This is a genomic window from Streptomyces sp. NPDC031554, assembly GCF_055580685.1.
In genome coordinates this window covers 23,516-45,426 of sequence record NZ_JBVIKX010000005.1, presented here as the reverse complement: position 1 = coordinate 45,426, position 21,911 = coordinate 23,516, and the positions used below count along the sequence as shown (strand labels likewise).

General features: G+C 73.3%; 13 protein-coding genes. 10 read left to right on the top strand and 3 right to left on the bottom strand.

What is annotated here, in order from left to right; genetic code table 11:
* Window positions 1–5: 5 nt before the first annotated feature.
* The 7 genes from ACZ5FU_RS14960 to ACZ5FU_RS14930 all read left to right on the top strand — a co-directional run bounded on the left by ACZ5FU_RS14960 (window position 6) and on the right by ACZ5FU_RS14930 (window position 12,043).
* Complete coding sequence (locus ACZ5FU_RS14960; protein ID WP_451781425.1) at window positions 6–1,352, top strand: carbohydrate ABC transporter permease; 1,347 nt, start codon at window positions 6–8, stop codon at window positions 1,350–1,352.
* Complete coding sequence (locus tag ACZ5FU_RS14955) at window positions 1,349–2,251, top strand: carbohydrate ABC transporter permease (RefSeq protein ID WP_451781423.1); 903 nt, start codon at window positions 1,349–1,351, stop codon at window positions 2,249–2,251. Before ACZ5FU_RS14960 ends, ACZ5FU_RS14955 begins: the two co-directional genes overlap by 4 nt.
* A gap of 147 nt (window positions 2,252–2,398) precedes the next feature.
* Complete coding sequence (locus ACZ5FU_RS14950; RefSeq protein WP_468835518.1) at window positions 2,399–4,651, top strand: bifunctional glycosyltransferase/CDP-glycerol:glycerophosphate glycerophosphotransferase; 2,253 nt, start codon at window positions 2,399–2,401, stop codon at window positions 4,649–4,651.
* Window positions 4,652–4,722: 71 nt separating this feature from the next.
* Window positions 4,723–6,915, top strand: coding sequence for a bifunctional glycosyltransferase family 2 protein/CDP-glycerol:glycerophosphate glycerophosphotransferase (locus tag ACZ5FU_RS14945; protein WP_469045418.1), 2,193 nt, complete (start codon window positions 4,723–4,725; stop codon window positions 6,913–6,915).
* Window positions 6,916–6,923: 8 nt separating this feature from the next.
* Entirely contained in the window at window positions 6,924–9,140 is a 2,217-nt protein-coding gene (locus ACZ5FU_RS14940; protein WP_468835524.1) for a bifunctional glycosyltransferase/CDP-glycerol:glycerophosphate glycerophosphotransferase, read from the top strand.
* Window positions 9,137–10,420 (top strand): hypothetical protein, encoded by a 1,284-nt coding sequence (locus ACZ5FU_RS14935; protein WP_469045417.1) that lies wholly within the window; start codon window positions 9,137–9,139, stop codon window positions 10,418–10,420. The genes ACZ5FU_RS14940 and ACZ5FU_RS14935 overlap by 4 nt, the downstream gene beginning before the upstream one ends.
* 63 nt (window positions 10,421–10,483) lie before the next feature.
* Complete coding sequence (locus ACZ5FU_RS14930) at window positions 10,484–12,043, top strand: hypothetical protein (protein ID WP_451781418.1); 1,560 nt, start codon at window positions 10,484–10,486, stop codon at window positions 12,041–12,043.
* 13 nt (window positions 12,044–12,056) lie between these two features.
* On the opposite strand, the gene ACZ5FU_RS14925 is transcribed toward ACZ5FU_RS14930, so the two are convergent.
* Window positions 12,057–12,470, bottom strand: coding sequence for an organic hydroperoxide resistance protein (locus ACZ5FU_RS14925; protein WP_451529918.1), 414 nt, complete (start codon window positions 12,468–12,470; stop codon window positions 12,057–12,059).
* Between the two features lie 154 nt (window positions 12,471–12,624).
* On the opposite strand from ACZ5FU_RS14925, the gene ACZ5FU_RS14920 reads away from it, so the two are divergent.
* Window positions 12,625–13,146 carry a MarR family winged helix-turn-helix transcriptional regulator gene (locus tag ACZ5FU_RS14920; RefSeq protein WP_469045507.1) on the top strand — a complete coding sequence of 174 codons (522 nt, stop codon included), beginning with the start codon at window positions 12,625–12,627 and terminating at the stop codon, window positions 13,144–13,146.
* Between the two features lie 484 nt (window positions 13,147–13,630).
* Here ACZ5FU_RS14920 and ACZ5FU_RS14915 read toward each other — a convergent pair whose 3' ends face one another.
* A complete protein-coding gene (locus ACZ5FU_RS14915; RefSeq protein WP_451529919.1) occupies window positions 13,631–14,257 on the bottom strand; it encodes a TetR/AcrR family transcriptional regulator in 627 nt (208 codons plus the stop codon).
* Window positions 14,258–14,685: 428 nt separating this feature from the next.
* Between ACZ5FU_RS14915 and ACZ5FU_RS14910 the strand changes: the two genes are divergently transcribed.
* Together ACZ5FU_RS14910 and ACZ5FU_RS14905 are read left to right on the top strand one after the other, a co-directional pair.
* Window positions 14,686–15,603 carry an ABC transporter permease gene (locus ACZ5FU_RS14910; protein ID WP_451529920.1) on the top strand — a complete coding sequence of 306 codons (918 nt, stop codon included), beginning with the start codon at window positions 14,686–14,688 and terminating at the stop codon, window positions 15,601–15,603.
* Complete coding sequence (locus ACZ5FU_RS14905; protein ID WP_469045416.1) at window positions 15,596–16,450, top strand: ABC transporter ATP-binding protein; 855 nt, start codon at window positions 15,596–15,598, stop codon at window positions 16,448–16,450. The genes ACZ5FU_RS14910 and ACZ5FU_RS14905 overlap by 8 nt, the downstream gene beginning before the upstream one ends.
* Before the next feature lie 78 nt (window positions 16,451–16,528).
* Here the strand turns inward: ACZ5FU_RS14905 and ACZ5FU_RS14900 are convergent, their stop codons facing one another.
* Window positions 16,529–21,475 carry an NAD-glutamate dehydrogenase gene (locus ACZ5FU_RS14900; protein WP_469045415.1) on the bottom strand — a complete coding sequence of 1,649 codons (4,947 nt, stop codon included), beginning with the start codon at window positions 21,473–21,475 and terminating at the stop codon, window positions 16,529–16,531.
* Between the last annotated feature and the right edge of the window lie 436 nt (window positions 21,476–21,911).

Here is a 21,911-nt window from a genome sequence, read left to right as displayed (position 1 = left end):
CGGTCATGGCATCGGCCGGTGCGGCGGGGGCTCCCGGAGCCCCCGCCCCTCCTCGTTCGCGTCGCAGCGTGACCGGCACCCGCAGGACGGTGGCAGCCCTCTTCCTGCTGCCCGCCCTGCTGCTGCTGGGCGCGCTCGTGGTCTACCCGATCGGGTACTCGCTCGTGCGCAGTTTCTCCGACCAGTCCGGCGACGGGTTCGCCGGCATCGACAACTACCGGGCCCTCTTCACCGACGACGGCATCCGCACGGCGCTGAGGAACAACGTCCTGTGGGTGGTGTTCGCGCCGACCGTGGCGACCGCCCTCGGGCTGGTCTTCGCGGTGCTGACCGAACGCGTCCGCTGGGGAACGGCGTTCAAGCTCGTCGTCTTCATGCCGATGGCGATCTCGATGCTCGCCGCCGGCATCATCTTCCGCCTGGTGTACGACCAGGACCCGGACAAGGGCGTGGCGAACGCGGTGTGGGTCGGCGTGCACGACACGTTCGCGCAGTCGTCGGCGTTCCCCAAGGCCCACCCGGGCCGGCAGTCTCCGCTGGAGCCCGCCGAGGGCGGCGCGTTCCTGACCCGGGAGCCGGTCCGGGCGGGCGTTCCGGTCCTCCTGCCGCTGGTCGGCGTGGCCCCGGACCGGATGCCGGGCGGCGCGCGGAAGGCCGTGCCGGCCGCGCCCGAACCGGGCGAGGTCACCGGCACGACCTGGCAGGACTTCACCCGCGGCAAGGGCGTCGGCACGCTCGGCGCCCCCGACCCGTCCGAACTGGGCTACGCCGGGATGCGGATCGAGGCCGTCAAGGACGGCGAGGTCGTGGCGTCGGCCACCGCGGCCGGCGACGGCACCTTCACCCTGCCCGCGGCGGCCGACGGGGCACGGCTGCGGCTGCCCGCGAGCAACTTCGCGGAGGCCTACAACGGCCTGGACTGGCTCGGCCCGTCCCTGGTCACCCCGGCCGTCATCGGGTCGTACATCTGGATGTGGGCGGGCTTCGCGATGGTGCTGATCGCGGCCGGGCTGGCGAGCGTGCCGCGGGAGCTGATGGAGGCGGCGCGGGTGGACGGGGCGAACGAGTGGCAGGTGTTCCGCAGGGTCACCGTGCCGCTGCTCGCGCCGGTCCTCGCGGTGGTCGCCGTCACCCTGATGATCAACGTCCTGAAGGTGTTCGACCTGGTCTTCATCATCGCCCCCGGCTCCTCCCAGGACGACGCGAACGTGCTCGCCCTGGAGCTGTACCGCAAGGGCTTCTCCGAGGACCAGCCGGGCATCGCCAGCGCCATCGCGGTGTTCCTGCTGCTGCTGGTGATCCCGGTGATGTGGTTCAACGTGCGACGGCTGCGGCGGGAGGTACGACGATGAAGACACCCGTCGAGACGGCCGGGGCCCCCGTCGGGACCGTGCGGGCGAGGCGTTCGCCGGCCGCGCGGATCGTGGAGAAGCTGGGCGGCGGCGCCGTGCGGGTCTGTCTGGTCCTGGTCGGCCTGTTCTGGCTGGTGCCCACCATCGGTCTGCTGATCTCCTCGCTGCGCGCCCCCGAGGACATGAGCGCGAGCGGCTGGTGGAAGGTGTTCGCCGAGCCCTCGCAGCTCACCGTGGACAGCTACCGCAAGCTGCTGGAGAACGGCGACATCACCGACTCGCTGCTCAACACGGTGCTGATCACCGTCCCGGCGACGGTCCTGGTGGTGGTCATCGGCTCGCTCGCCGGATATGCGTTCGCGTGGATGGAGTTCCCGGGCCGGGACTGGTGGTTCCTGGCGGTGGTCGGCCTGCTGGTGGTGCCCGTGCAGGTGGCGCTGATCCCGATCGCCGAACTGTTCGGCAAGGTCGGCCTGTTCGGCTCCGTCCTCGGCGTGGTCCTCTTCCACGTGGGCTTCGGTCTGCCGTTCGCGGTGTTCCTGCTGCGGAACTTCTTCGCGGAGATCCCCCGTGAGCTGCTGGAGGCGGCCCGCCTGGACGGCGCCGGTGAACTGCGTCTGTTCACCCGGGTGGTGATGCCGCTGGGCGGGCCGGCGATCGCGAGCCTCGGCATCTTCCAGTTCCTGTGGGTGTGGAACGACATGCTGGTGGCACTGGTGTTCACCGACGCCGACAGCCAGCCGATCACGGTCGCCCTCCAGACCCAGGTGCGGCAGTTCGGCAACAACATCGACGTGCTGGCACCCGGCGCGTTCATCTCGATGGTGATCCCGCTGGCCGTGTTCTTCGCCTTCCAGCGGCAGTTCGTGTCCGGCGTGATGGCCGGCGCGGTCAAGTAGGCGCTGCGGAGAGGGGGGTGGGCCGCACCGGCCCGCCCCCCCCGTTCACCCGGTGTCCCCCGGATGCCGTAGGGATACGTAACCAAGTCGCTCCGTCGGCCGTTGCCGGACCAGGCCCTGTCGTCCGCGCCGACCCATGGATGTCCCTTGCCCAGGTTCAGTGTCATCGTCCCCGCGTACAAGGTTCAGGCGTACCTGCACGAGTGCCTCGAATCCGTGCTCTCCCAGTCGTACACCGATCTGGAGCTGATCGCCGTCGACGACCGTTCGCCGGACGCGTGCGGCGAGATCATCGACGAGTTCGCGGCCCGCGACCCCCGCGTGCGGGCCCTGCACCTGCCGGAGAACGCCGGCCTGGGCGGCGCGCGCAACGCGGGCATCGCCCGGGCCCGCGGCGACTACCTGCTGTTCCTCGACTCCGACGACACCCTCACCCCGGGCGCGCTGCGCGCGATCGCCGACCGGCTGGAGGACACCGGCGAGCCGGACGTGCTGGTGTACGACCACGCCACCGCGTTCTGGACGGGCGAGACCGAGCGCAGCGGGTCCGCCGGGCACCTCACCGAGCAGGGCCCGGCGCCCTTCCGGCTGGAGGACCGGCCGGGGCTGCTCAGGGTGCTGATGGTCGCCTGGAACAAGGCCCACCGGCGGGATTTCGTCGAGCGGACCGGTCTGACCTTCCCGCCCGGCTACTATGAGGACACCCCCTGGACCTACCCGGCGCTGATGTCCGCGGGGTCGATCGCGACGCTGGACCGGGTCTGCGTCCACTACCGGCGGCGGCGCACCGGCAACATCCTGTCCACCACCGGCCGCCGCCACTTCGACGTCTTCGACCAGTACGACCGGGTGTTCGCGTTCATCGACCGGCGGCCCGAACTCGCGCACTGGCGGCCGCTGCTGTTCCGCCGCATGATCGACCACCTGACGACCGTGTTCACCCGGCCGGACCGGCTGCCGCGCGGTTCCCGCGGCGAGTTCCTGCGCCGGGCCCGCGCCCACCACCGCCGGCACCGCGCGCCCGGCGCGCCGGTCCCGCCGCGCTCGCGGCTGCGCCACGGCCTGGTCCGCTTCGGCCTGCACCGCACCTACCGCGTGCTCCAGGCCGCCATGATCCTGCGCCGCCGCGCCCGCAGTCTGGCCGCACGACTGGCCCGCGTGCTGCGGGCCGCCTGCCTCCAGGCCCACTACCGCATCCAGCTGCGGCTGCCGCTGCGCGCCGACCGGGCCGTCTTCGCCGCCTACTGGGGCCGCGGTCACGGCTGCAACCCGGGCGCCCTGGAGAGCGCGTTCCGCACCTTCGCCCCGCAGGTGCGCACGGCGTGGATCGCCCGCCCCGAGCACCTGCACACCGTCCCGCCCGGGACGCGGGCGCTGCGTCCCGGCACGGCCGCCTACTGGACGGCCCTGGCGCGCTCCACGTACCTGGTGAACAACGTCAACTTCGACCGCCGGCTGGTCAAGCGCCCCGGCCAGGTCTTCGTGCAGACCCAGCACGGCACCCCGCTCAAGCACATGGGCCTCGACCTGCAGGAGCGTCCCGCGGCGGCCCGCGGCACGGACTTCGCGGAGCTGCTGCGGGGCGTCGACAAGTGGGACTACGTCCTGTCCGCCAACCGCCACACCACCCTCACCTGGGAGCGCGTCTACCCCGGCGGCTACACCACGCTGGAGTACGGCTACCCCCGCAACGACGTCTTCCAGCGGGCCGACGCCGCGGACGTGGCCCGGCTGCGCGAGGAGCTCGGCGTCCCCCGCGACACGGTGGCCGTCCTGTACGCCCCCACCCACCGCGACTACCGCCGCACCCAGCGGCCCGGACTCGACCTGGAACGGTTCCTGGACCGGCTGGGTCCGCGCTTCGTGGTCCTGGCCCGCGCCCACTACGGGCAGCCCGTCGCCCTGCCCGCGCACGGCCGGATCGTCGACGTCAGCGACCACCCGAGCGTGGAGTCCCTCTGCCTGGCCTCGGACGTCCTGGTCACCGACTACTCGTCGATCATGTTCGACTACGCCGACCTGGACCGCCCGATCGTCGTCCACGCCGGCGACTGGGAGGCCTACGAGGCGGCCCGCGGCACCTACTTCGACGTGCGCGCCTTCCCGCCGGGCGCGGTCGCCCGCACCGAGGACGAACTGGCCGACGTCTTCACGACCGGCCGCTGGTGCGACGCCCGTTCGGCCGGGCTGCGCGCCGCGTTCCGCGAGCGGTTCTGCCCCCACGGCGACGGACGCGCCGCCGAGCGCGTCGTACGGCGGGTCGTGCTGGGCGAGACGGAGCTGCCGCCCGTCGTGCCGCTCGCCGAGCGGCGGCCCGTGCCGTCGGCGGCCGGGGCGCACCCGCGGCCCGCGCTGACCACCGTGCCGCAGCCGTCGAGCCCTCGCGTCACCAGCCACTAGCAGCCGGCCGTCGGCGCCGGGACCCCGCCGTCGGCGGCCGGCGCCGACGAGCCAGACACGGAAAGAGCAGCATGCCCCGCTTCAGCATCATCGTCGCGTCCCACGGGACGGCCGGCCGGCTGTCCCTGGCGCTGGACTCCGTCCTCGGCCAGTCGTTCGGCGACTTCGAGCTGATCCCGGTCTGCGACGCGCCCGACGCCCCGGCCGCGGCCGTCGCCGCCGGGTACGCCGGACGGGACGACCGGGTGACGCCGGTGTTCTCACCGCCCGGGGCGGGGCTCGCGGGAGCGCGCAACACCGGCCTGCGGGCGGCCCGCGGCGCGTACCTGCTGTTCCTCGACGGTGACGACACGCTCGCGCCGGGCGCGCTGGACGCGCTGGAGGACCGGCTGGCCGAGACGGGCGAGGTCGACGTCCTGTACGCCGAGCACGAGCGCGTCCCGTGGTGGGAGGGCGAGCCGGCCAACCCGGCGGCCCCGCTGTTCGCCGGGGCGCCCCGCGGCGCCTTCGGCCCCGGCGAGGCCCCCGAGGTGACCGGCGTGCGGCTGCCCGTGTGGAGCGCCGCGCACCGGCGCGACTTCCTCACCGCGCACCGGCTCGTCTTCCCCGAGGGGCACTTCACGGACCTCGGCTTCGGCGGCCTGGCCACCGTGCACGCCGAGCGGGTCGCGGTGCTGCGCCGCGTCGTCGTGCGCCATCTGCTGCGGCGCCAGGGCAGCCGGCTCAACCTGCCGGGCGGGCACCACGCCGACCTGCTGGACCAGACGGACCTGGTGCTCACCGCGGCCGCCGCGCACGGCTCGTGCGGTGCCCTGTTCGCCCAGCTCTTCGCCGTCGTCCTGAGGACGGCCGCCCACCCCGACCGGCTGCCCGCGCCGGGGCGCCGCGCGTTCTTCCGCCGGGCGGCCGCACTCCACCGGCGGCACCGGCCGGCCGGGTTCCGCCTGCCGGGCGGGAGCCTCGGTGTGCAGCACCGGCTGCTGGCGGCGGGCGCGTACACGGCGTTCCGCGCGCTGCGGGGCGCCAACCGGAAGGTGTCGGGCGCCCTTCAGCGCGTCCCGCGCCCCCGCGGACTGCGCACCCGGCTGTACTACCGCCTCCAGCTGCGCCGCCCCCTCGATCCCCACCTGGCGGTGTACTGCGCCTACTGGGGCCGGGGGTACGCGTGCAACCCGGCCGCGATCCACGCCAAGGCCGCCGAACTCGCCCCGCACATCCGCTCGGTGTTCCTCGTCGAGCCCGGCCAGGAGCACGCCGTGCCGCCGGGCGTCGACCACGCCGTGCTCGGCACCCGGCGCGCCTGGCGGCTCCTGGCGCGCGCCACGTACCTCGTCAACAACGCCAACTTCGCGGACGGCGTGGTCAAGCGCGAGGGCAGCGTGCACCTGCAGACGCAGCACGGCACCCCGCTGAAGAAGATGGGCGTCGACCAGGCGACGTACCCGGTGGTGGCGGCGGCGACCGGCAGCTTCACCAAGCTGCTGGGCCGCGTCGACCGCTGGGACTACAACCTCTCCTCCAACACCCACTCCACCCAGACGTGGGAGCGCGCCTTCCCCGGCTCCTACGAGCAGCTGGAGTACGGCTATCCGCGCAACGACGTCCTCTGCACGGCGACCGCCGAGGACGTCGCCCGCGTCCGGCGCGAGCTGGGCGTCCCGGAGGGGAGCACGGCCGTGCTGTACGCGCCCACCCACCGCGACCACCTCGGCGGCTTCGACCCCGGCCTGGACCTGGAGGCGTTCTGCGAGGCGGCCGGCGAGGACGTCGTCGTCCTGCTGCGGGCGCACTACTTCTACGACCGGGGCGCGCGCCGGGGCTCCGGCCGGGTCATCGACGTGACCGCGCACCGCTCCTCCGAGGAGGTGTGCCTGGCCGCCGACGCGCTGGTCACCGACTACTCGTCGATCATGTTCGACTACGCCAACCTGGACCGCCCGATCGTGGTGTACGCCGACGACTGGGACGTCTACACCGAGACCCGGGGCGTGTACTTCGACCTGCTCGCGGCCCCGCCGGGTCCGGTCGCCCGCACGCCCGGGGAACTGGCCCGCGTCTTCGCCGACGGCTCCTACGCCTCGGAGGGGTCCCGCTCGCTCAGGAACCTCTTCCGGGCCCGCTTCTGCGAGTTCGACGACGGCCGGGCCGCCGAGCGCGTGGTGCGCCGGGTGCTGCTCGGCGAGCCGGCGGAGGCGCTTCCGCCCGTGCGGCCGCTCGCCGAGCGCGTCCCGGCCCCCGCCGCCTCCCCCCTCGTAAGGAGCTGACCCCCGCAGTGCCCCGCTTCAGCATCATCGTCCCCTGCTTCAAGGTGCAGGGCTTCCTGCGCGAGTGCCTCGACTCGGTCCTGGAGCAGTCGTACCGGGATCTCGAGGTGATCGCCGTCGACGACCGCTCCCCCGACGGCTGCGGCGCGATCCTCGACGAGTACGCGGCCCGCGACGACCGGGTGCGGGTCCTGCACCTGCCGGAGAACGTGGGTCTCGGCCGGGCCCGCAACGCGGGTCTGCCGCTCGCGGGCGGCGACTACCTGTTCTTCCTGGACAGCGACGACACCCTCACCCCGGGCGCCCTGCGCGCCATGGCCGACCGTCTCGACGAGGCCGACGGGCCGGAGGTGCTGGTCTTCGACTACGCCCGCACCCACTGGTGGGGCGGCACCCGCCGCAACGCCCTCGCGCACGTCCTCGCCGCGTGCGGGGACGCCCCGTTCACCGCCGCCGAGCACCCGGAGATCCTCGACCTGCTGATGGTGGTGTGGAACAAGGTGTACCGGCGGGACTTCGTCGAGGCAGGCGGGTTCCGCTTCCCGCCCGGCTACTACGAGGACACCCCCTGGACCTTCCCGGTCATGCTCAGCGCGCGGCGGATCGCCACGCTCGACCGGATCTGCCTGAACTACCGCCAGCGCCGCCAGGGCAACATCCTGTCCACCACCAGCCGCAAGCACTTCGACGTCCACGACCAGTACGAGCGGGTATTCGCCTTCGTCGACTCCCGCCCGGAACTGGCGGGCTGGCGGCCCTACCTGCACCGCAAGATGGGCGAGCACTGTCTGGACATCCTCGCCAAGCCGGACCGGCTGCCCCCGTCCGACCGGCGCGAGTTCTTCCGCCGGACGGCCGAGATGTCCGCCCGGCACCGTCCGGCGGGCGAACCGGTGCCCGCCGGGCTGCGCGTGCTGCAGGGGCCGTACGCCGCCTACGCGGCCCGGCGTCAGGGCGCGCGGGCCGGGCGGGAACTCGTGCGGCGGGCCGCGCAGGCGCGCGGGGCGGCCGCGGAGCGCGTCCGCCGGGGCGCGGGGGCCGTGCGGGCCCGGCGCCCGCTCGACCCGCGGCTGGTGGTGTACTCGGCGTTCTCGCACCGGGGCGTCCTCGGCGACCCGGGCGCCGTGTACCGCAAGGCGCGCGAGATCGCCCCGCAGCTGCGCGGGGTGTGGGTCGTGCGCGACGAGGAGACGGCGGCCCGGCTCCCGGAGGGGGTCGAGCACGTGCTGCTGGACTCCCCCGCCTACCGCCGGGTGACCGCGCGGGCCGGCTTCTTCGTCAACAACGTCAACTGGCCCGGCACCCTCGTCAAGCGCCCGGGCAGCGTCCACGTCCACACCCACCAGGGCACCCCGCTCAAGTACATGGGGGCCGACCTGCTGGACCGGCCCGGCGCCCGGTTCGGCGTGGACGTGCCGCAGATGCTGCGCCGCGCCGACCGCTGGGACCACAGCCTGGTCGCCAACCCGCACTCCGAACTGGTGTGGGAGCGGGCCTACCCCTGCCACTTCGCCTCCGCGCGCACCGGCAGTCCGCGCAACGACGTGCTGGTGGGCGCCGACGCGCAGGCCGGGCAGCGGGCCCGCGCCCGCCTCGGCCTCCCCGCGGACCGCACGGTGGTGCTGTACGCGCCGACCCGCCGGGAGTACGTCCGCGGCGGCCACGCGGACCGGATCGACCTGGCCCGGTTCGCCGCCGACCTCGGCGAGGGGCACACCCTGGTGGTGCGGCTGCACCCGTCCCTGGCGACCGGGCACGCGCGCGGTGCGGGCCTGTCGGACCTGCACCGGCGCGGCGTCGTCGTCGACGCGACGGACGTGCCGGACGTCGAGGACGTGATGCTCGCCTCCGACGTCCTGGTCACCGACTACTCGGCCCTGATGTTCGACTACGCCCACCTGGACCGGCCGATCGTGGTGCACGCCGACGACTGGGCCGCGTACCGCGCGAGCCGGGGCACCTACTTCGACATCACCGCCGAGGCGCCGGGCCACGTCTCGCGCGACTACCGGGAGCTGGTCTCCCTGCTGGCCTCGGGGAGCTGGCGCGACGAGGAGTCGGCGCGGCTGCGGGCCGGTTTCCGGGAGCGGTTCTGCGTGTTCGACGACGGGCTGGCCGCCGAACGGGTCGTGCGGACACTGCTGCTGGGCGAGGAGATGACCGGCCCCGCGACGGCCCGGGTGCCCGCCCAGGCCGTCGCGGGTGACGTGCCGGCGTCCAGGTGAGGTCGCGCCCGCGCCCCTGGGTGCTCGTCCTGGCCGTGGTGTACGCGCTGTTCCAGCTCGCCGACGTCACCGGCCGGGGCACCCCGGACAGCAAGAACTACCTGTCGTACGCGCTGAGTCTGCGCGGGGACGGCAGGCACGAGGCGGCCGCGGCGACGATCGACTGGGCGTGCGGGGGCGAGGCCTCGGTCGCGGCCCGGCGGCAGAGCGTGGACGTGGTGCGGTTCCACCGCGCCGACCCGGGCGCCGAGGTGTTCGACCGGTGCCGGGAGCGGGAGTGGCGCGCCGTCGGGGCGCGGTTGTCGGCGGGGCGGACCGGCGGGCACACGGTGCCGTTCATGCCGGACCGCTTCATGCGGATCTTCGAGGCCCGGCCGGGTTATCCGCTGTTCCTCGTGCCGTTCCTCGCCCTGTTCGGCGTGACCTGGGGGATGTGGGCGGCGGGGGTCACGGTGGCGGTGGCGGGCGGGGTGCTGGTCTTCCTGGTCCTGCGCACCCTGCGGGCACCGGCCGGGATCTGTCTGACCGGGCAGGCCCTGTACTACGTCCTGCCGGTCGGCACGACCGCGATGCGCCCGATGGCCGAGGGCCTGATGCTGGCGCTGACCCTGGTGGCGGTGTGGGGCGGCGCGCTGGCCCTGGACGGGCGGGTACGGGCGGGGGTGTGGGCGGTGGGGGGCGCGCTGGCGGCCCTGTTCGCGGTCAAGCACTCGCAGGCCCTGTTCCTCGGGCTGGCCCTGGCGGCCGCGGGCGCGCTGATCGCCGTACGGCGCCGGCGGCGGGGGCGGCCGGCGGGGCGCGGGGCGGTGGCGGTGGCCGTGGCGGGCGCGGGCGGGGCGGCGGGGACGCTGCTGCTCGCGGGGCTGCTGCGGTATCCGTCGGAGTCGGAGAGCCTCCAGGACCTGCTGACCCACCACTTCACGCGGCCGGACCGGGAGCGGCCCTGGCCGGAGTTCTGGCAGTTGCAGCAGCGGTTCTGGCCGGAGTGGCTGCGCCGGCAGCTGGGGGAGCCGCTGTTCGCGGCGGCGCTGGCGGCCGGGGCGTGGGGGGCGCTGCGCGGGCCGCGGCGGGCGTTCGGCGTGCTCGTGGTCGCGGCGGCGGCCACCGGGTTCCTCACCCAGGCCGGCCACCCCGACATCGCCATCTGGGGCGGGCGGCTGATCGTGCTGGCCTGGCTGCTGCCGGTGCTGGGGCTGCCGCTGCTGCTGGAGCGGCTGGTGCGGGACCGGGTGGCGCTGCCGGTGCAGGAACGGCCCGACCGGGCTCACTCGATGAGGTGACAAACGCGAGGTCGTTGACGTGGACGGGAACATACCGCCAATGCCCCTCTTTGTTCCGGTCCGATGAGCGTCGGCGTCCTGACCCGGCGTCCCGTGCGCGGCGCGACGGCGCTGTACGGCCGGCGCGGTCCGCGTCCGACGCCGTACCAGGTCCTCGGGTTCGCGTTCTGGCTGGTGATGTCGCTGGCGTACTGGCGGGTGCCGCTGTGCTGCGACGCCGGGCAGCACGCGGCGGTCGTCGAACGGCTGCGGGCCGACCTGTTCGCGCCGCGCCATCCGACGGGCGACCTGCCGGGCGCGGGCAGCCCGTACTACTCGCCGTACGCGGTGGCGCAGGGGGTGTTCGCGCGGCTGACCGGGTTGTCGGGCCGGGACGTGCTGCGGGTGGCCGGGCCGGTCAACCTGGTGGTGCTGCTGACCGGCGTCGGCCGCCTCACGCGCGTGCTCACGCCGCGGCCGTGGGCGCCGGTGCTGGCGCTGGCGGCGACGACCCTGCTGTGGGGCACCGAACGGGCCTGGTGGAGCGGTTACCTCGGCCTGATGTCGATGACCGGCAACCTGGGCTATCCGTCGACCTTCGCCATCGGGCTGGCGTTCTGGGCCTGGGCGTGGACCGCCACGCGCGCGTGCGACGCGCGGGCCGTGCGGTTCGTGGGCCCGAGCGGGCTGCGCGGCTTCGCCGGGTACGCGGCGCTGGGCTGCCTGTACGGGGTGGTCCTGCTGGTGCACCCGATCACGGCGGTGGCGGCGGTGACCGGGGGCGTGGCCTTCGTGGCGGGCCGGCGGCGCGGCCGGCGTCCGGGGATGGTGCCGCGCTGGGTCCTCACGGGCGCGGCGGCCCTGTCGGTCGCCGCCGCGTGGCCGTACTTCGACGTGTTCGCGCTGGCCGGCGACGGCAGCGTCGACGCGATGCACCGGCGGCTGTACGAGGGGCTCGCCGGGCACTTCTGGCTGGCGCTGGCGGGTGTGCCGGCGCTGTGGCTGCGGGGCCGCCGCACCGGCGCGCGCGATCCGCTGGTGCTGATGTTCGCCCTGGACTGCCTGGTGGTGGCGTACGGCTGGGTCAGCGGCCACTACACCTACGGGCGGATCCTCGGGCTCACGCTCGTGCCGCTGCAGTTCGCGCTCGCGGTGGAACTGGCGGCGCCCCGGCCGTGGGGCACGGGGCGGCGGGTGCTGGGGGCGGTGGCGGCGGCCGCGGCCTGCACCGGTTTCCTCACCGTGCAGGCGGGGGCGGTCGTCCCGCGCGCGGTGGACCCGGTCGGCTTCGCGCAGCCGCCGCGCTGGCCGTCGTACGACTGGGCCGCCCGGTACATGGCGCCCGGCGAGGTGGTGATCGCGGACGGCTACTACGCCGTCCACATGATCGCCGGGTACGGGCCGAACCTGGCCGCCCCCGCCTGGCCGGACGCGGCCCTGGACGAACGGGAGCGGCTGCGGCGGCTCGCGGACGTGCGCGCCTACCTCGCCCCGGGGACGACCCGCGCCGAACGGTCGGCGATCGTCCGCCGGCACCGCGTCCGCTGGCTGCTGCTCACGCGCTGGCACCGGGTGCCCGAGGAGGCCGTGGTGGTGGCGTGGAGCCGGGAGACGGGCGAGGTGCTGGCGCGGGTCGCTCCGTGAGGCGGTCGCCCGGTCACTCGATGACGAGGTCGACCTCGATGTTGCCGCGGGTGGCGTTGGAGTAGGGGCAGACCTGGTGGGCCTGCTCGACCAGCTTGCGGCCGGTCGCCTCGTCCACGCTGTCCGGCAGCTCGACGCGCAGGGCGACCTTGAGGCCGAAGCCCTCGCCCTGCTTGCCGATGCCGACCTCGGCGGTCACGGCGGCGTCCGCCAGATCGACCTTCGCCTGCCGGCCGACCAGGCCGAGGGCGCTGCCGAAGCAGGCCGCGTAACCGGCGGCGAAGAGCTGCTCGGGGTTGGTGCCCTGGCCGTCGCCGCCCAGCTCCACCGGCATGGCCAGGCCGAGGTCGATCCGGCCGTCGGAGGAGACGGTGCGGCCCTCGCGGCCGTGGGTGGCGGTGGCGACTGCGGTGTAGATCGCGTCCATGGATGAACCATCCCTCTCGGAAGTCTGTGGTCGTGAGGTGGCCCGCCCCCCGCGCCGTTCGCGTCCGGGCGGCCCCACGACCACAAGTAGAGCACACAATTAAGTTGGGCACAACCAAATAGCCCGCAAGAGCTACTCTGGGGGCATGACCCCGATGTCGACCCCTGACGCCGCCGCCACCGCCGCCACCGCTGCCGCCGACGCAGCCGGCCCGACGGAGAACTGGCTCCGCCTGGACAGCCAGATCTGCTTCTCCCTCCAGGCGGCCTCGCGCGCCTTCAACGGCGTCTACCGCGTGATCCTGAAGGACCTCGGGCTGACCTACCCGCAGTACCTGGTGATGCTCGTGCTCTGGGAGCGGGGCGAACTGCCCGTCAAGAAGCTGGGCGAGCACCTGCGCCTGGACTCCGGCACGCTCTCGCCGCTGCTGAAGCGGCTGGAGGCGGCCGGGCTGGTGCGGCGCGAGCGCAGCACCCGCGACGAGCGCTCGGTGGAGGTCCGGCCGACCGAGGAGGGCACCGCCCTGCGCGCGCGGGCGGTGCGGGTGCCGGCCCGGATCGCCGCCGCGACGGGCCTGGAACTGCGGGAGATCGCCGACCTGCGCGAACGCCTCGACCGGCTCACCACCGCCCTGGACGGGGCCGCCCACCAGGAGGAACCCGGCGACGCGGACTGAGCGGGGCCGACCGGAGGCGCCCTGCGGGCCGGAGATGCGGGCGGCGACCAGGGACATGAGCGACCGCCGGGAACGCCGGCGGCGGCCGGAGACGTGAGCGGCGACCCGGGACGCCGGCGGCGGCCGGGGATCGAGGGGCCGCGGGGCGCGGGGGCCCGCTTCACCACGGGCCGGCCCTCCACGGGGAGGGAGTCTCCGTCCGCGGGCCGATCGACCGCGTCGACGCCGTCACCGGCCACGGCCGGCCCTCACGATCACCCCGCGCCACCCCCGGCGCCCCGGCCCGGCCCGGCGTGGTCGCCTCCGCCGAGCGCGCCGCCGCGCAGCCGGGCCGGAGAACCGGGCCCGGCGTCCGGGACGTGGCCACCTCGACCCGGGAGGGCCGGATGCGGCCGCGCCCCGGGGCCGCGCGGGCGCGGTGGCTCCGCGGCCGGGCGGCGGACCCCGCCCCCGAACCCCGTCCCCGGGCGTGCCGGGGAACCGCTCAGAGCGCCTTGACCCCCTCCGCGGTGGCCCGCGCCAGCGCCCCCAGGTACCCCTTGGGCAGCTTCGGACTGCGGATCACCACCGAGCGCCAGTAGAGCGGGCCGGAGATGAGGTCGAGCGCCAGCTCGTCGTCCAGGTCCCCGCGCACCTCACCGCGCCGGGCGGCCGCCGCCACGATCTTCAGGGCGACGCCCTCCTGTCCGTCCCGCAGCGCCTTCTGCAGGGCCTCGGCGATCTCCGGGTTGCGGGCCGCCTCGGCCTGGAGGTCCGGGATGATCTGCGAGGCCACGGGATGCCGCAGCGCCCGTGACGTCACCTCGTACAGCACCCGGAGATCACCTTCGAGGCTGCCCGTCTCCGGTGCCGGCAGGCCCTGCACCGCGATCGCCGAGACGATGTCCAGGACGAGGTGCAGCTTGGAGCGCCAGCGCCGGTACACGGCCGTCTTGCCCACTCCGGCGCGGCGGGCGATGCCCTCGATGGACATCCGCGCGTAGCCGACGGTCGCGAGCTCCTCGAACACGGCCGCCCGGATGGCCTCCGTCACGTCCTCGCGGAGCACGGCCGCCCCCGCGGGGGCCCGGCGGCGAGGACGCGTCTGGGGCCCGTCGGCGTTCGTCGTCATGCGGACCAGCATAGGGCGTCACGACGATACGGGTCCGTCCCTACGCAAAGCGCCGTGGCGTCACGACGCGACGGTGCCGTCGTCACGGGAACCCGGCCGCGCACCGGCCGCGGGACACCCGCGCCGGCGTCGCGCCGCGCCCGTGCCGGCGTCGCGGCGCGGCGGTCTCGTCCCGGCGACGGATCCGTCTCGTCCCGGCGTCGCCCCGGTCTCGTTGTCGCGTCGGAACGGTCTCACCCCCGCAACGGGCTCCCGCCCCCGTGACGACGATACGGTTGCGTTCCGACGCCGGTTCGGCCTACGCTCACGTTGCGACGATACGGTGCCGTCCCGACGTAAGAAAACGCGATGAGAAGCGTGGGAAAACGCCGGGCGACCCACGGACAGCCGGACGCGCGCATCCCACCCCCCGAGTGAAAGCAGCGGATGTGAGTCAGGTCCTCCACACACCGCCCCCGGCGCGGACCGAGGCCGGTGAAGACCTCGCGGCCCTCGCGGCCCGGCACGGCCTCTCGGTCAGCGGCGCCCGCCCCTCCCTGCCCGAGTACGTCCGCCAACTGTGGGCGCGCCGGCACTTCATCACCGCGTTCGCCACGGCCAAGCTCACCTCGCAGTACAGCCAGGCGAAGCTGGGCCAGGTCTGGCAGGTGATGACCCCGCTGCTGAACGCGGCCGTCTACTACTTCATCTTCGGGGTCCTCCTGCAGACCAAGAAGGGCGTCCCGGACTACGTCGCCTTCCTGATCACGGGGGTGTTCATCTGGACGTTCACGCAGAGTTCGATCATGGCGGGCACCAAGGCGATCTCGGGCAACATCGGCCTGGTGCGGGCGCTGCACTTCCCCCGGGCGGCGCTGCCGATCTCGTTCTGCCTCCAGCAGCTGCAGCAGTTGCTGTTCTCGATGGCCGCCCTGGTGCTGATCCTGCTCGCCGTGGGGGTGCCGCCGGCCTTCTCCTGGCTGCTCGCGATCCCCGCGCTGACGCTCCAGTTCACCTTCAACGCGGGCATGTCGATGATCCTGGCGCGTCTGGGCGCGAAGACCCCGGACATCGCCCAGCTGATGCCGTTCGTGCTGCGCACCTGGATGTACGTCTCGGGCGTGATGTGGAGCATCGACGTCCTGCTCACCCAGCACGGCGACCTGCCGTCCTGGGTCGCCGACGTGCTGCGGGCCAACCCGACGGCCGTCTACATCGACCTGATGCGGTTCGCGCTGATCGACAGTTTCCACGCCGACAGCCTCCCGCCGCACGTGTGGGCCTGGGCGGTCGGCTGGGCGCTGCTGGCGGGCGTCGGCGGCTTCATCTACTTCTGGAAGGCTGAGGAGACGTACGGCCGTGGCTGACAACACGACACCCCCCGACAACACCGACACCGGCACCGGCAGCACCGCCGAGCGCGTCCCCACCGTCATCGCCGACGGCGTCGACATCGTCTACCGCGTCAACGGCACCGCCGGGGGCCGCGGTTCCGCCACCGCCGCCCTGAACCGCATCGTGCGCCGCAAAAAGGCCGAGAAGGCGTCGGGCGTCCGCACCGTGCACGCCGTCAGGAACGTCTCCTTCGTGGCGTACAAGGGCGAGGCGATCGGCCTGATCGGCACCAACGGCTCGGGCAAGTCCACACTGCTCAAAGCGGTCGCGGGCCTGCTGCCGGTGGAGCGGGGCAGGATCTACACCGACGGCCAGCCCTCCCTCCTCGGCGTCAACGCGGCCCTGATGGGCGACCTGACCGGCGAACGCAACGTCCACCTGGGCGGCCTGGCCATGGGCATGACGCGGGAGCAGATCAAGGAACGCTACCAGGAGATCGTCGACTTCTCCGGCATCAACGAGAAGGGCGACTTCATCTCCCTGCCGATGCGCACGTACTCCTCCGGCATGGGCTCGCGGCTGCGGTTCTCCATCGCCGCCGCCAAGGACCACGACGTCCTCCTCATCGACGAGGCGCTGGCCACCGGCGACGCGAAGTTCCGGCGGCGCTCGGCGGACCGCATCCGCGCGATGCGCGAGCACGCCGGCACGGTCTTCCTGGTCAGCCACAGCAACAGCTCGATCCGCGAGACCTGCGAGCGGGTGCTGTGGCTGGAGCGCGGCGAGCTGCGCATGGACGGCCCGACCGAGGAGGTCCTCAAGGAGTACGAGGCCTTCACCGAGCCGAAGAAGAAGCGCCCGGCCGCCGCGAAGTCCTGACACCCGCGCACACCGGCCGTGAAAGGGGGGTGCCCCCGAGCCTCGCGAGGCTCGGGGGCACCCCCCTTTCGGCCCGTCCTACGAATGCGTCCGCAGCAGCGTCCGCATGGTCCGCATCGCCACCGACAGGTTGGCGAGGTCGAAGGTCTCCGAGCCCTGGATCTCCTCCAGCGTGGTGCGCGCCCGGCCCAGGATCGCCGTGTTCTTCTCCTCCCACGCCGTGAACCGCTGCTCGGGCGTCGAGGTGCCGTTGCCGACGGCCAGGACGTCCGCGGTGAGCGCCGCGTGGGCCGCGTACAGGTCCTCGCGGATGGAGGCGCGGGCCATGGACTGCCAGCGGTCGGCGCGCGGCAGCTCGATGATGCGGTCCATCAGCTGGGTGATGCGCAGCCGGTCGGCGAGGTCGTAGTACACCTCGGCGACGTCCAGCGGGTCCCGGCCCATGCGGTCGGCCACCGACACGATGTCGAGGGCGGGGAAGGCGGACGAGAACCCGGCGACCCGGGTGGCGACCTCGTCGGGCACGCCGGCGCCGGTCAGCTCGTCGTGGATCTGCTGCCACCACTCCAGGTCCGCGCCGCGCAGCAGTTTCGTCAGCTGCCCCCAGACCTGCTCGACGCGGTCGGCGAAGAAGTCGACGGTCTCGGCGAGCTGCACCGGCTGGGGCCGGTTGTTGAGCAGCCAGCGGGTGCCGCGTTCGACCAGGCGGCGCGAGTGCAGCCGGATGCGGGTCTGGACGGCGGCCTCGACCCGGTTGTCGAGGTCCTCGACCGCGTCCCACACCGGTGCCGAGCAGAAGATCGCGCGGGCCGCGGTCTGCGCCCGCACGATCTCCTCCAGCGAGGCGCCGGTCTCCTCCCGCAGCCGGTGCAGGTAGGTCGTACCGCCGGTGTTGACGGTGTCGTTGACCAGGACCGTCGTGGTGATCTCGCGGCGCAGCGGGTGGTTGTCGATCTGCTCGGCGAACCGCTCGCGCAGCGCGGTCGGGAAGTACGAGTACAGCAGTCCGCGCAGGTAGGGGTCCTCGGGCAGCGAGGTGCGCAGCAGCTCGTCCGAGACCGTGATCTTCGTGTACGCCATGAGGACGGCCGTCTCGGGCCCGGTCAGGCCGTGGCCGGCGGAGAGCCGCTCACGGATCTGCCGGTCGGTGGGCAGGAACTCCAGCGCCCGGTCGAGGTGGCCCTCGCGCGCCAGGTGGCGCATGAAGCGCTGCTGGGCGTGGAGCATGTCCTTGGACTGGGCGAGGGCGTTCGCGATCGCGGTGTTCTGCGCGTAGTTGTTGCGCAGCACGAGGGCGCCGACCTCGTCGGTCATCTCGGCGAGCAGCTTGTTGCGCTGCTTGACCGTCATGTCGCCCTCGGTGACCAGGCCGTTGAGCAGGATCTTGATGTTCACCTCGTGGTCGGAGGTGTCCACGCCCGCGCTGTTGTCGATGGCGTCGGTGTTGATCTTGCCGCCGCCGCGCGCGTACTCGATCCGGCCGAGCTGGGTCAGGCCCAGGTTGCCGCCCTCACCGACGACGCTCGCGCGCAGGTCGGCGCCGTCGACGCGGATGACGTCGTTGGCCTTGTCGCCGACGTCGGCGTTCGACTCCGCCGACGACTTCACGTACGTGCCGATGCCGCCGTTCCACAGCAGGTCCACCGGCGCCTTGAGGACGGCCTTCATCAGGTCGGCCGGGGTCATCTTGGTGACCTTGTCCTCGATGCCGAGGGCCGCCCGGATGTGCGCGTTGACGGGGATCGCCTTCGCCGTGCGGGGGAAGACGCCGCCGCCCGCCGACAGCAGCGAGGTGTCGTAGTCGGCCCAGCTGGAGCGCGGCAGCTCGAACAGGCGGCGGCGCTCGGCGTAGGAGGTGGCCGCGTCGGGCTCGGGGTCGATGAAGATGTGCCGGTGGTCGAAGGCGGCCACGAGCCGGATGTGCTCGGAGAGCAGCATGCCGTTGCCGAACACGTCACCGGACATGTCCCCGATGCCGACGACGGTGAAGTCCTCGACCTGCGTGTTCACGCCCAGCTCGCGGAAGTGCCGCTTCACCGACTCCCAGGCGCCGCGGGCGGTGATGCCCATCGCCTTGTGGTCGTAGCCCGCGGAGCCGCCGGAGGCGAAGGCGTCACCGAGCCAGAAGTCGTAGGACTGCGCGACCTCGTTGGCGATGTCGGAGAACGTCGCCGTGCCCTTGTCGGCGGCGACCACCAGGTAGGTGTCGTCCTCGTCGTGCCGGACGACGTCGGCCGGCGGCACGACCTCCCCGGCGACCATGTTGTCGGTGATGTCGAGGAGCGCCGAGATGAAGGTCCGGTAGCTGGCGATGCCCTCGGCGAGCCACGCGTCCCGGTCGACGGCCGGGTCCGGCAGCTGCTTGGCGACGAAGCCGCCCTTGGCGCCGACCGGCACGATGACGGTGTTCTTCACCATCTGCGCCTTGACCAGGCCGAGGACCTCGGTGCGGAAGTCCTCGCGCCGGTCGGACCAGCGCAGGCCGCCGCGCGCGACCTTCCCGAACCGCAGGTGCACGCCCTCGACCTGCGGCGAGTAGACCCAGATCTCGAACGCGGGGCGCGGCGCCGGAAGGTCGGGGATCGCCTGCGGGTCGAACTTCATCGACACGTAGTCGTGCCAGGCGCCGTCCGCGGTGCGCTGGAAGAAGTTCGTGCGCAGGGTCGCCTTGATGACGGTGAGGAAGGACCGCAGGATCCGGTCCTCGTCGAGGGAGGCCACCTGGTCGAGGGCGGCGTCCAGCTCCTCCAGCAGCGCGTCGACGATCTCGCGGCCGGCGCCCTGCCGGTCGGGCGACATCCGCGCCTCGAACAGCGAGACGAGCAGCCGGGTGGTGTGGACGTTCGTGCGGAGGGTGTCCTCCATGTAGTCCTGGCTGAAGGTGGAGCCGGCCTGCCGCAGGTACTTCGCGTACGCCCGCAGCACCATCGCCTGCCGCCAGTCGATCCCGGCGCTCAGCACGAGGGCGTTGAAGCTGTCGTTCTCCGCCTTGCCGGTCCAGGTGGCGGCGAACGCCTCCTGGAACCGCTCGCGCCCGTCGTCGCCGAGCTGGTCGCCGGCGCCCGGCTGCTTGGGCAGCCTGAGGCCGAAGTCGTAGATCCAGGCGACGCTGCGGTCGGAGCAGCGCAGTTCGTGGGGCCGCTCGTCGACGACCTCGACGCCGAGGCGGTTGAGCACCGGCAGCACCGCCGACAGGGAGACCGAGTCGCCCTTGCGGTAGATCTTGAAGCGGCGCTCGTCGGGGGCGGCGCCCACCGGCTCGTACAGGCTGAGCGAGAAGTTCCGCTCCTCCGTGAGCCGTTCGATGTGCACGAGGTCGGCGACCGCGGAGCGCGGGGTGTGGTCGGCCTTGTAGCCCTCGGGGAAGGCGTTGCCGTAGCGGCGCAGCAGCTCCGCCGTCCGCTCCTCGCCGAGTTCGGCGTTGAGCGCGTCCTGGAAGGCGTCCTCCCAGGAGCGGGCCGCCTCGACGAGCCGCGCCTCGATGCGCTCCTTGTCGCCTTCGGACAGCTGCGGCAGCTCGGTGCCCTGCGGGACCCGCACCACGAAGTGCAGGCGGGACAGGATCGACTCGGTGTTCCAGGCGGTGAAGTCGACGCTGGTGCCGCCCAGTTCCTCCTTGAGGATGTCGATGATGCGCAGCCGTACGGCGGTGGTGTAGCGGTCGCGGGGCAGGTAGACGAGGGCCGAGTAGTAGCGGCCGTACTCGTCCTGGCGCAGGTAGAGCCGCAGCCGGCGGCGCTCCTGGAGGTAGAGCACGGACGTGACGATGGCGCGCAGTTCGTCGACCGGCGTCTGGAACAGCTCGTCGCGCGGGTAGGTCTCCATGATCTGGAGCAGGTCGCGTCCGTCGTGGCTGTTGGGCGAGAAACCGGCGCCCTTCAGCACGCTGTCGACCTTGCGCCGCACGACCGGGACCCGCAGCACGGACTCGGTGTAGGCGGCGGAGGAGAACAGCCCGAGGAAGCGGCGCTCACCGACGACGTTTCCCTCGGCGTCGAACTTCTTGACGCCGATGTAGTCCAGGTAGGAGGGCCGGTGCACGGTGGCCCGGCTGTTGGCCTTGGTCAGGATGAGCAGCTTGTGCTCGCGCGCCTTGGCGCGGGCGTCGGCCGGGAGCCGCTCGAAGGAGGGGCTGACGGGGTGGTCGTCGCCCTCGGCATGGTGCGGGTCGGAGCGCAGGATGCCGAGCCCGGTGCCGGGGACGGCCGCGAGGGAGTCGTCGGCGCGCAGCTGGTACTCGCGGTAGCCGAGGAAGGTGAAGTGGTTGTCGGCCAGCCAGCGCAGCAGCTCGCGGGCCTCCGCCACGTCGGGCGAGGCCAGGTCGCCGGGGACGGGCTCGGCCTGCAGGTCGTCGGCGATCCGCAGGGCGGCCTCGCGCATCTTCTCCCAGTCCTCGACGGCCTCGCGGACGTCGGACAGGACGCGCAGCAGGTCGGCGGTGATCTGCTTGAGGTCGGCGCGGTCGGTCTCGCGGTCCGTCTCGACGTGGATCCAGGACTCGATGTGCGCGTCGTGCGGCAGGTCGGCGGCCGGGGACGCCTCGAGCACCTCGATGAGCCGGCCGGTGACGTCCCTGCGGACGACGACCTGCGGGTGGATGACGAGGTGGATCCCGCGGCCCTGGCGGGTCAGCTCGTTCGTCACGGAGTCCACGAGGAAGGGCATGTCGTCGGTGACGACCTCGACGACGGAGTGGCTGCACGTCCAGCCGTTCTCCTCGACGGTCGGCGTGTGGACGCGTACGTTCGCGGTGCCCTGGGGGCGGTTCTCCGCCAGCCGGTAGTGCGAGAAGGCGGCTCCGAAGACGTCGACCGGGTCGCGGTCGGTCAGGTCCTCGGGGGCGGTGTGCAGGTAGTAGCGCTGGAGGAACGACAGGACGGACGCGTGGTCCGGCGTGCCCGGGATCCCCGGACCGCCCTCGCCCGTCGTCCCAGTCGGTAGGTGCCCCCCGACCGGGCTGTTCTCAGCGACCCGGGCCGCCCGTTCGAGCAGCTCGGCCTTGGCTTCGTCCAGCTTGGTCTGCATTGTCCTCTGGCTCCTGTCGCGCGCCGTTGCGTGACGTAGAAGGAAGTACGGTCTCTTCCCCTGCGGCTCGACGCCACGGCCCGGGGTCTCCGGGCTGCTCCGACGCTATGCCGCGGGAGGAGAGGAGCGGGGGTTTATCGGCCATTCCCGACGCGCCCCACAGGTGTGACGCTGCTCTCCGCGCCGCCTGCTCATGGGGTGTGTACGGCGTCCTGGGGGCCCTGGTGGCCCCGTCCCGCCCGCGAGGACCAGCGACTGGCGCCCGGCCGCGGATGTCCTCCGCGCGCACCGGGCGCGGGGCAGGGGCCAACGCACCCCCGCGAACTATCGCGCTGATCACGCCACCAGGCTATCGCTCCCCACCGGGGGCCCGTCATGAGCCGTATGTGTACAAAACCGGGGGTGGAAGTTTGACGTTCTGCACAGGGGTGCAACG

What these genes read in the sequence shown, in the direction of transcription:
- ACZ5FU_RS14960 (WP_451781425.1), top strand. Translation starts at nt 6, where the DNA reads ATGGCATCGGCCGGTGCGGCGGGGGCTCCCGGAGCCCCCGCCCCTCCT.
- ACZ5FU_RS14955 (WP_451781423.1), top strand. Translation starts at nt 1,349, where the DNA reads ATGAAGACACCCGTCGAGACGGCCGGGGCCCCCGTCGGGACCGTGCGG.
- ACZ5FU_RS14945 (WP_469045418.1), top strand. Translation starts at nt 4,723, where the DNA reads ATGCCCCGCTTCAGCATCATCGTCGCGTCCCACGGGACGGCCGGCCGG.
- ACZ5FU_RS14930 (WP_451781418.1), top strand. Translation starts at nt 10,484, where the DNA reads ATGAGCGTCGGCGTCCTGACCCGGCGTCCCGTGCGCGGCGCGACGGCG.
- ACZ5FU_RS14925 (WP_451529918.1), bottom strand. Translation starts at nt 12,470, where the DNA reads ATGGACGCGATCTACACCGCAGTCGCCACCGCCACCCACGGCCGCGAG.
- ACZ5FU_RS14920 (WP_469045507.1), top strand. Translation starts at nt 12,625, where the DNA reads ATGTCGACCCCTGACGCCGCCGCCACCGCCGCCACCGCTGCCGCCGAC.
- ACZ5FU_RS14915 (WP_451529919.1), bottom strand. Translation starts at nt 14,257, where the DNA reads ATGACGACGAACGCCGACGGGCCCCAGACGCGTCCTCGCCGCCGGGCC.
- ACZ5FU_RS14900 (WP_469045415.1), bottom strand. Translation starts at nt 21,475, where the DNA reads ATGCAGACCAAGCTGGACGAAGCCAAGGCCGAGCTGCTCGAACGGGCG.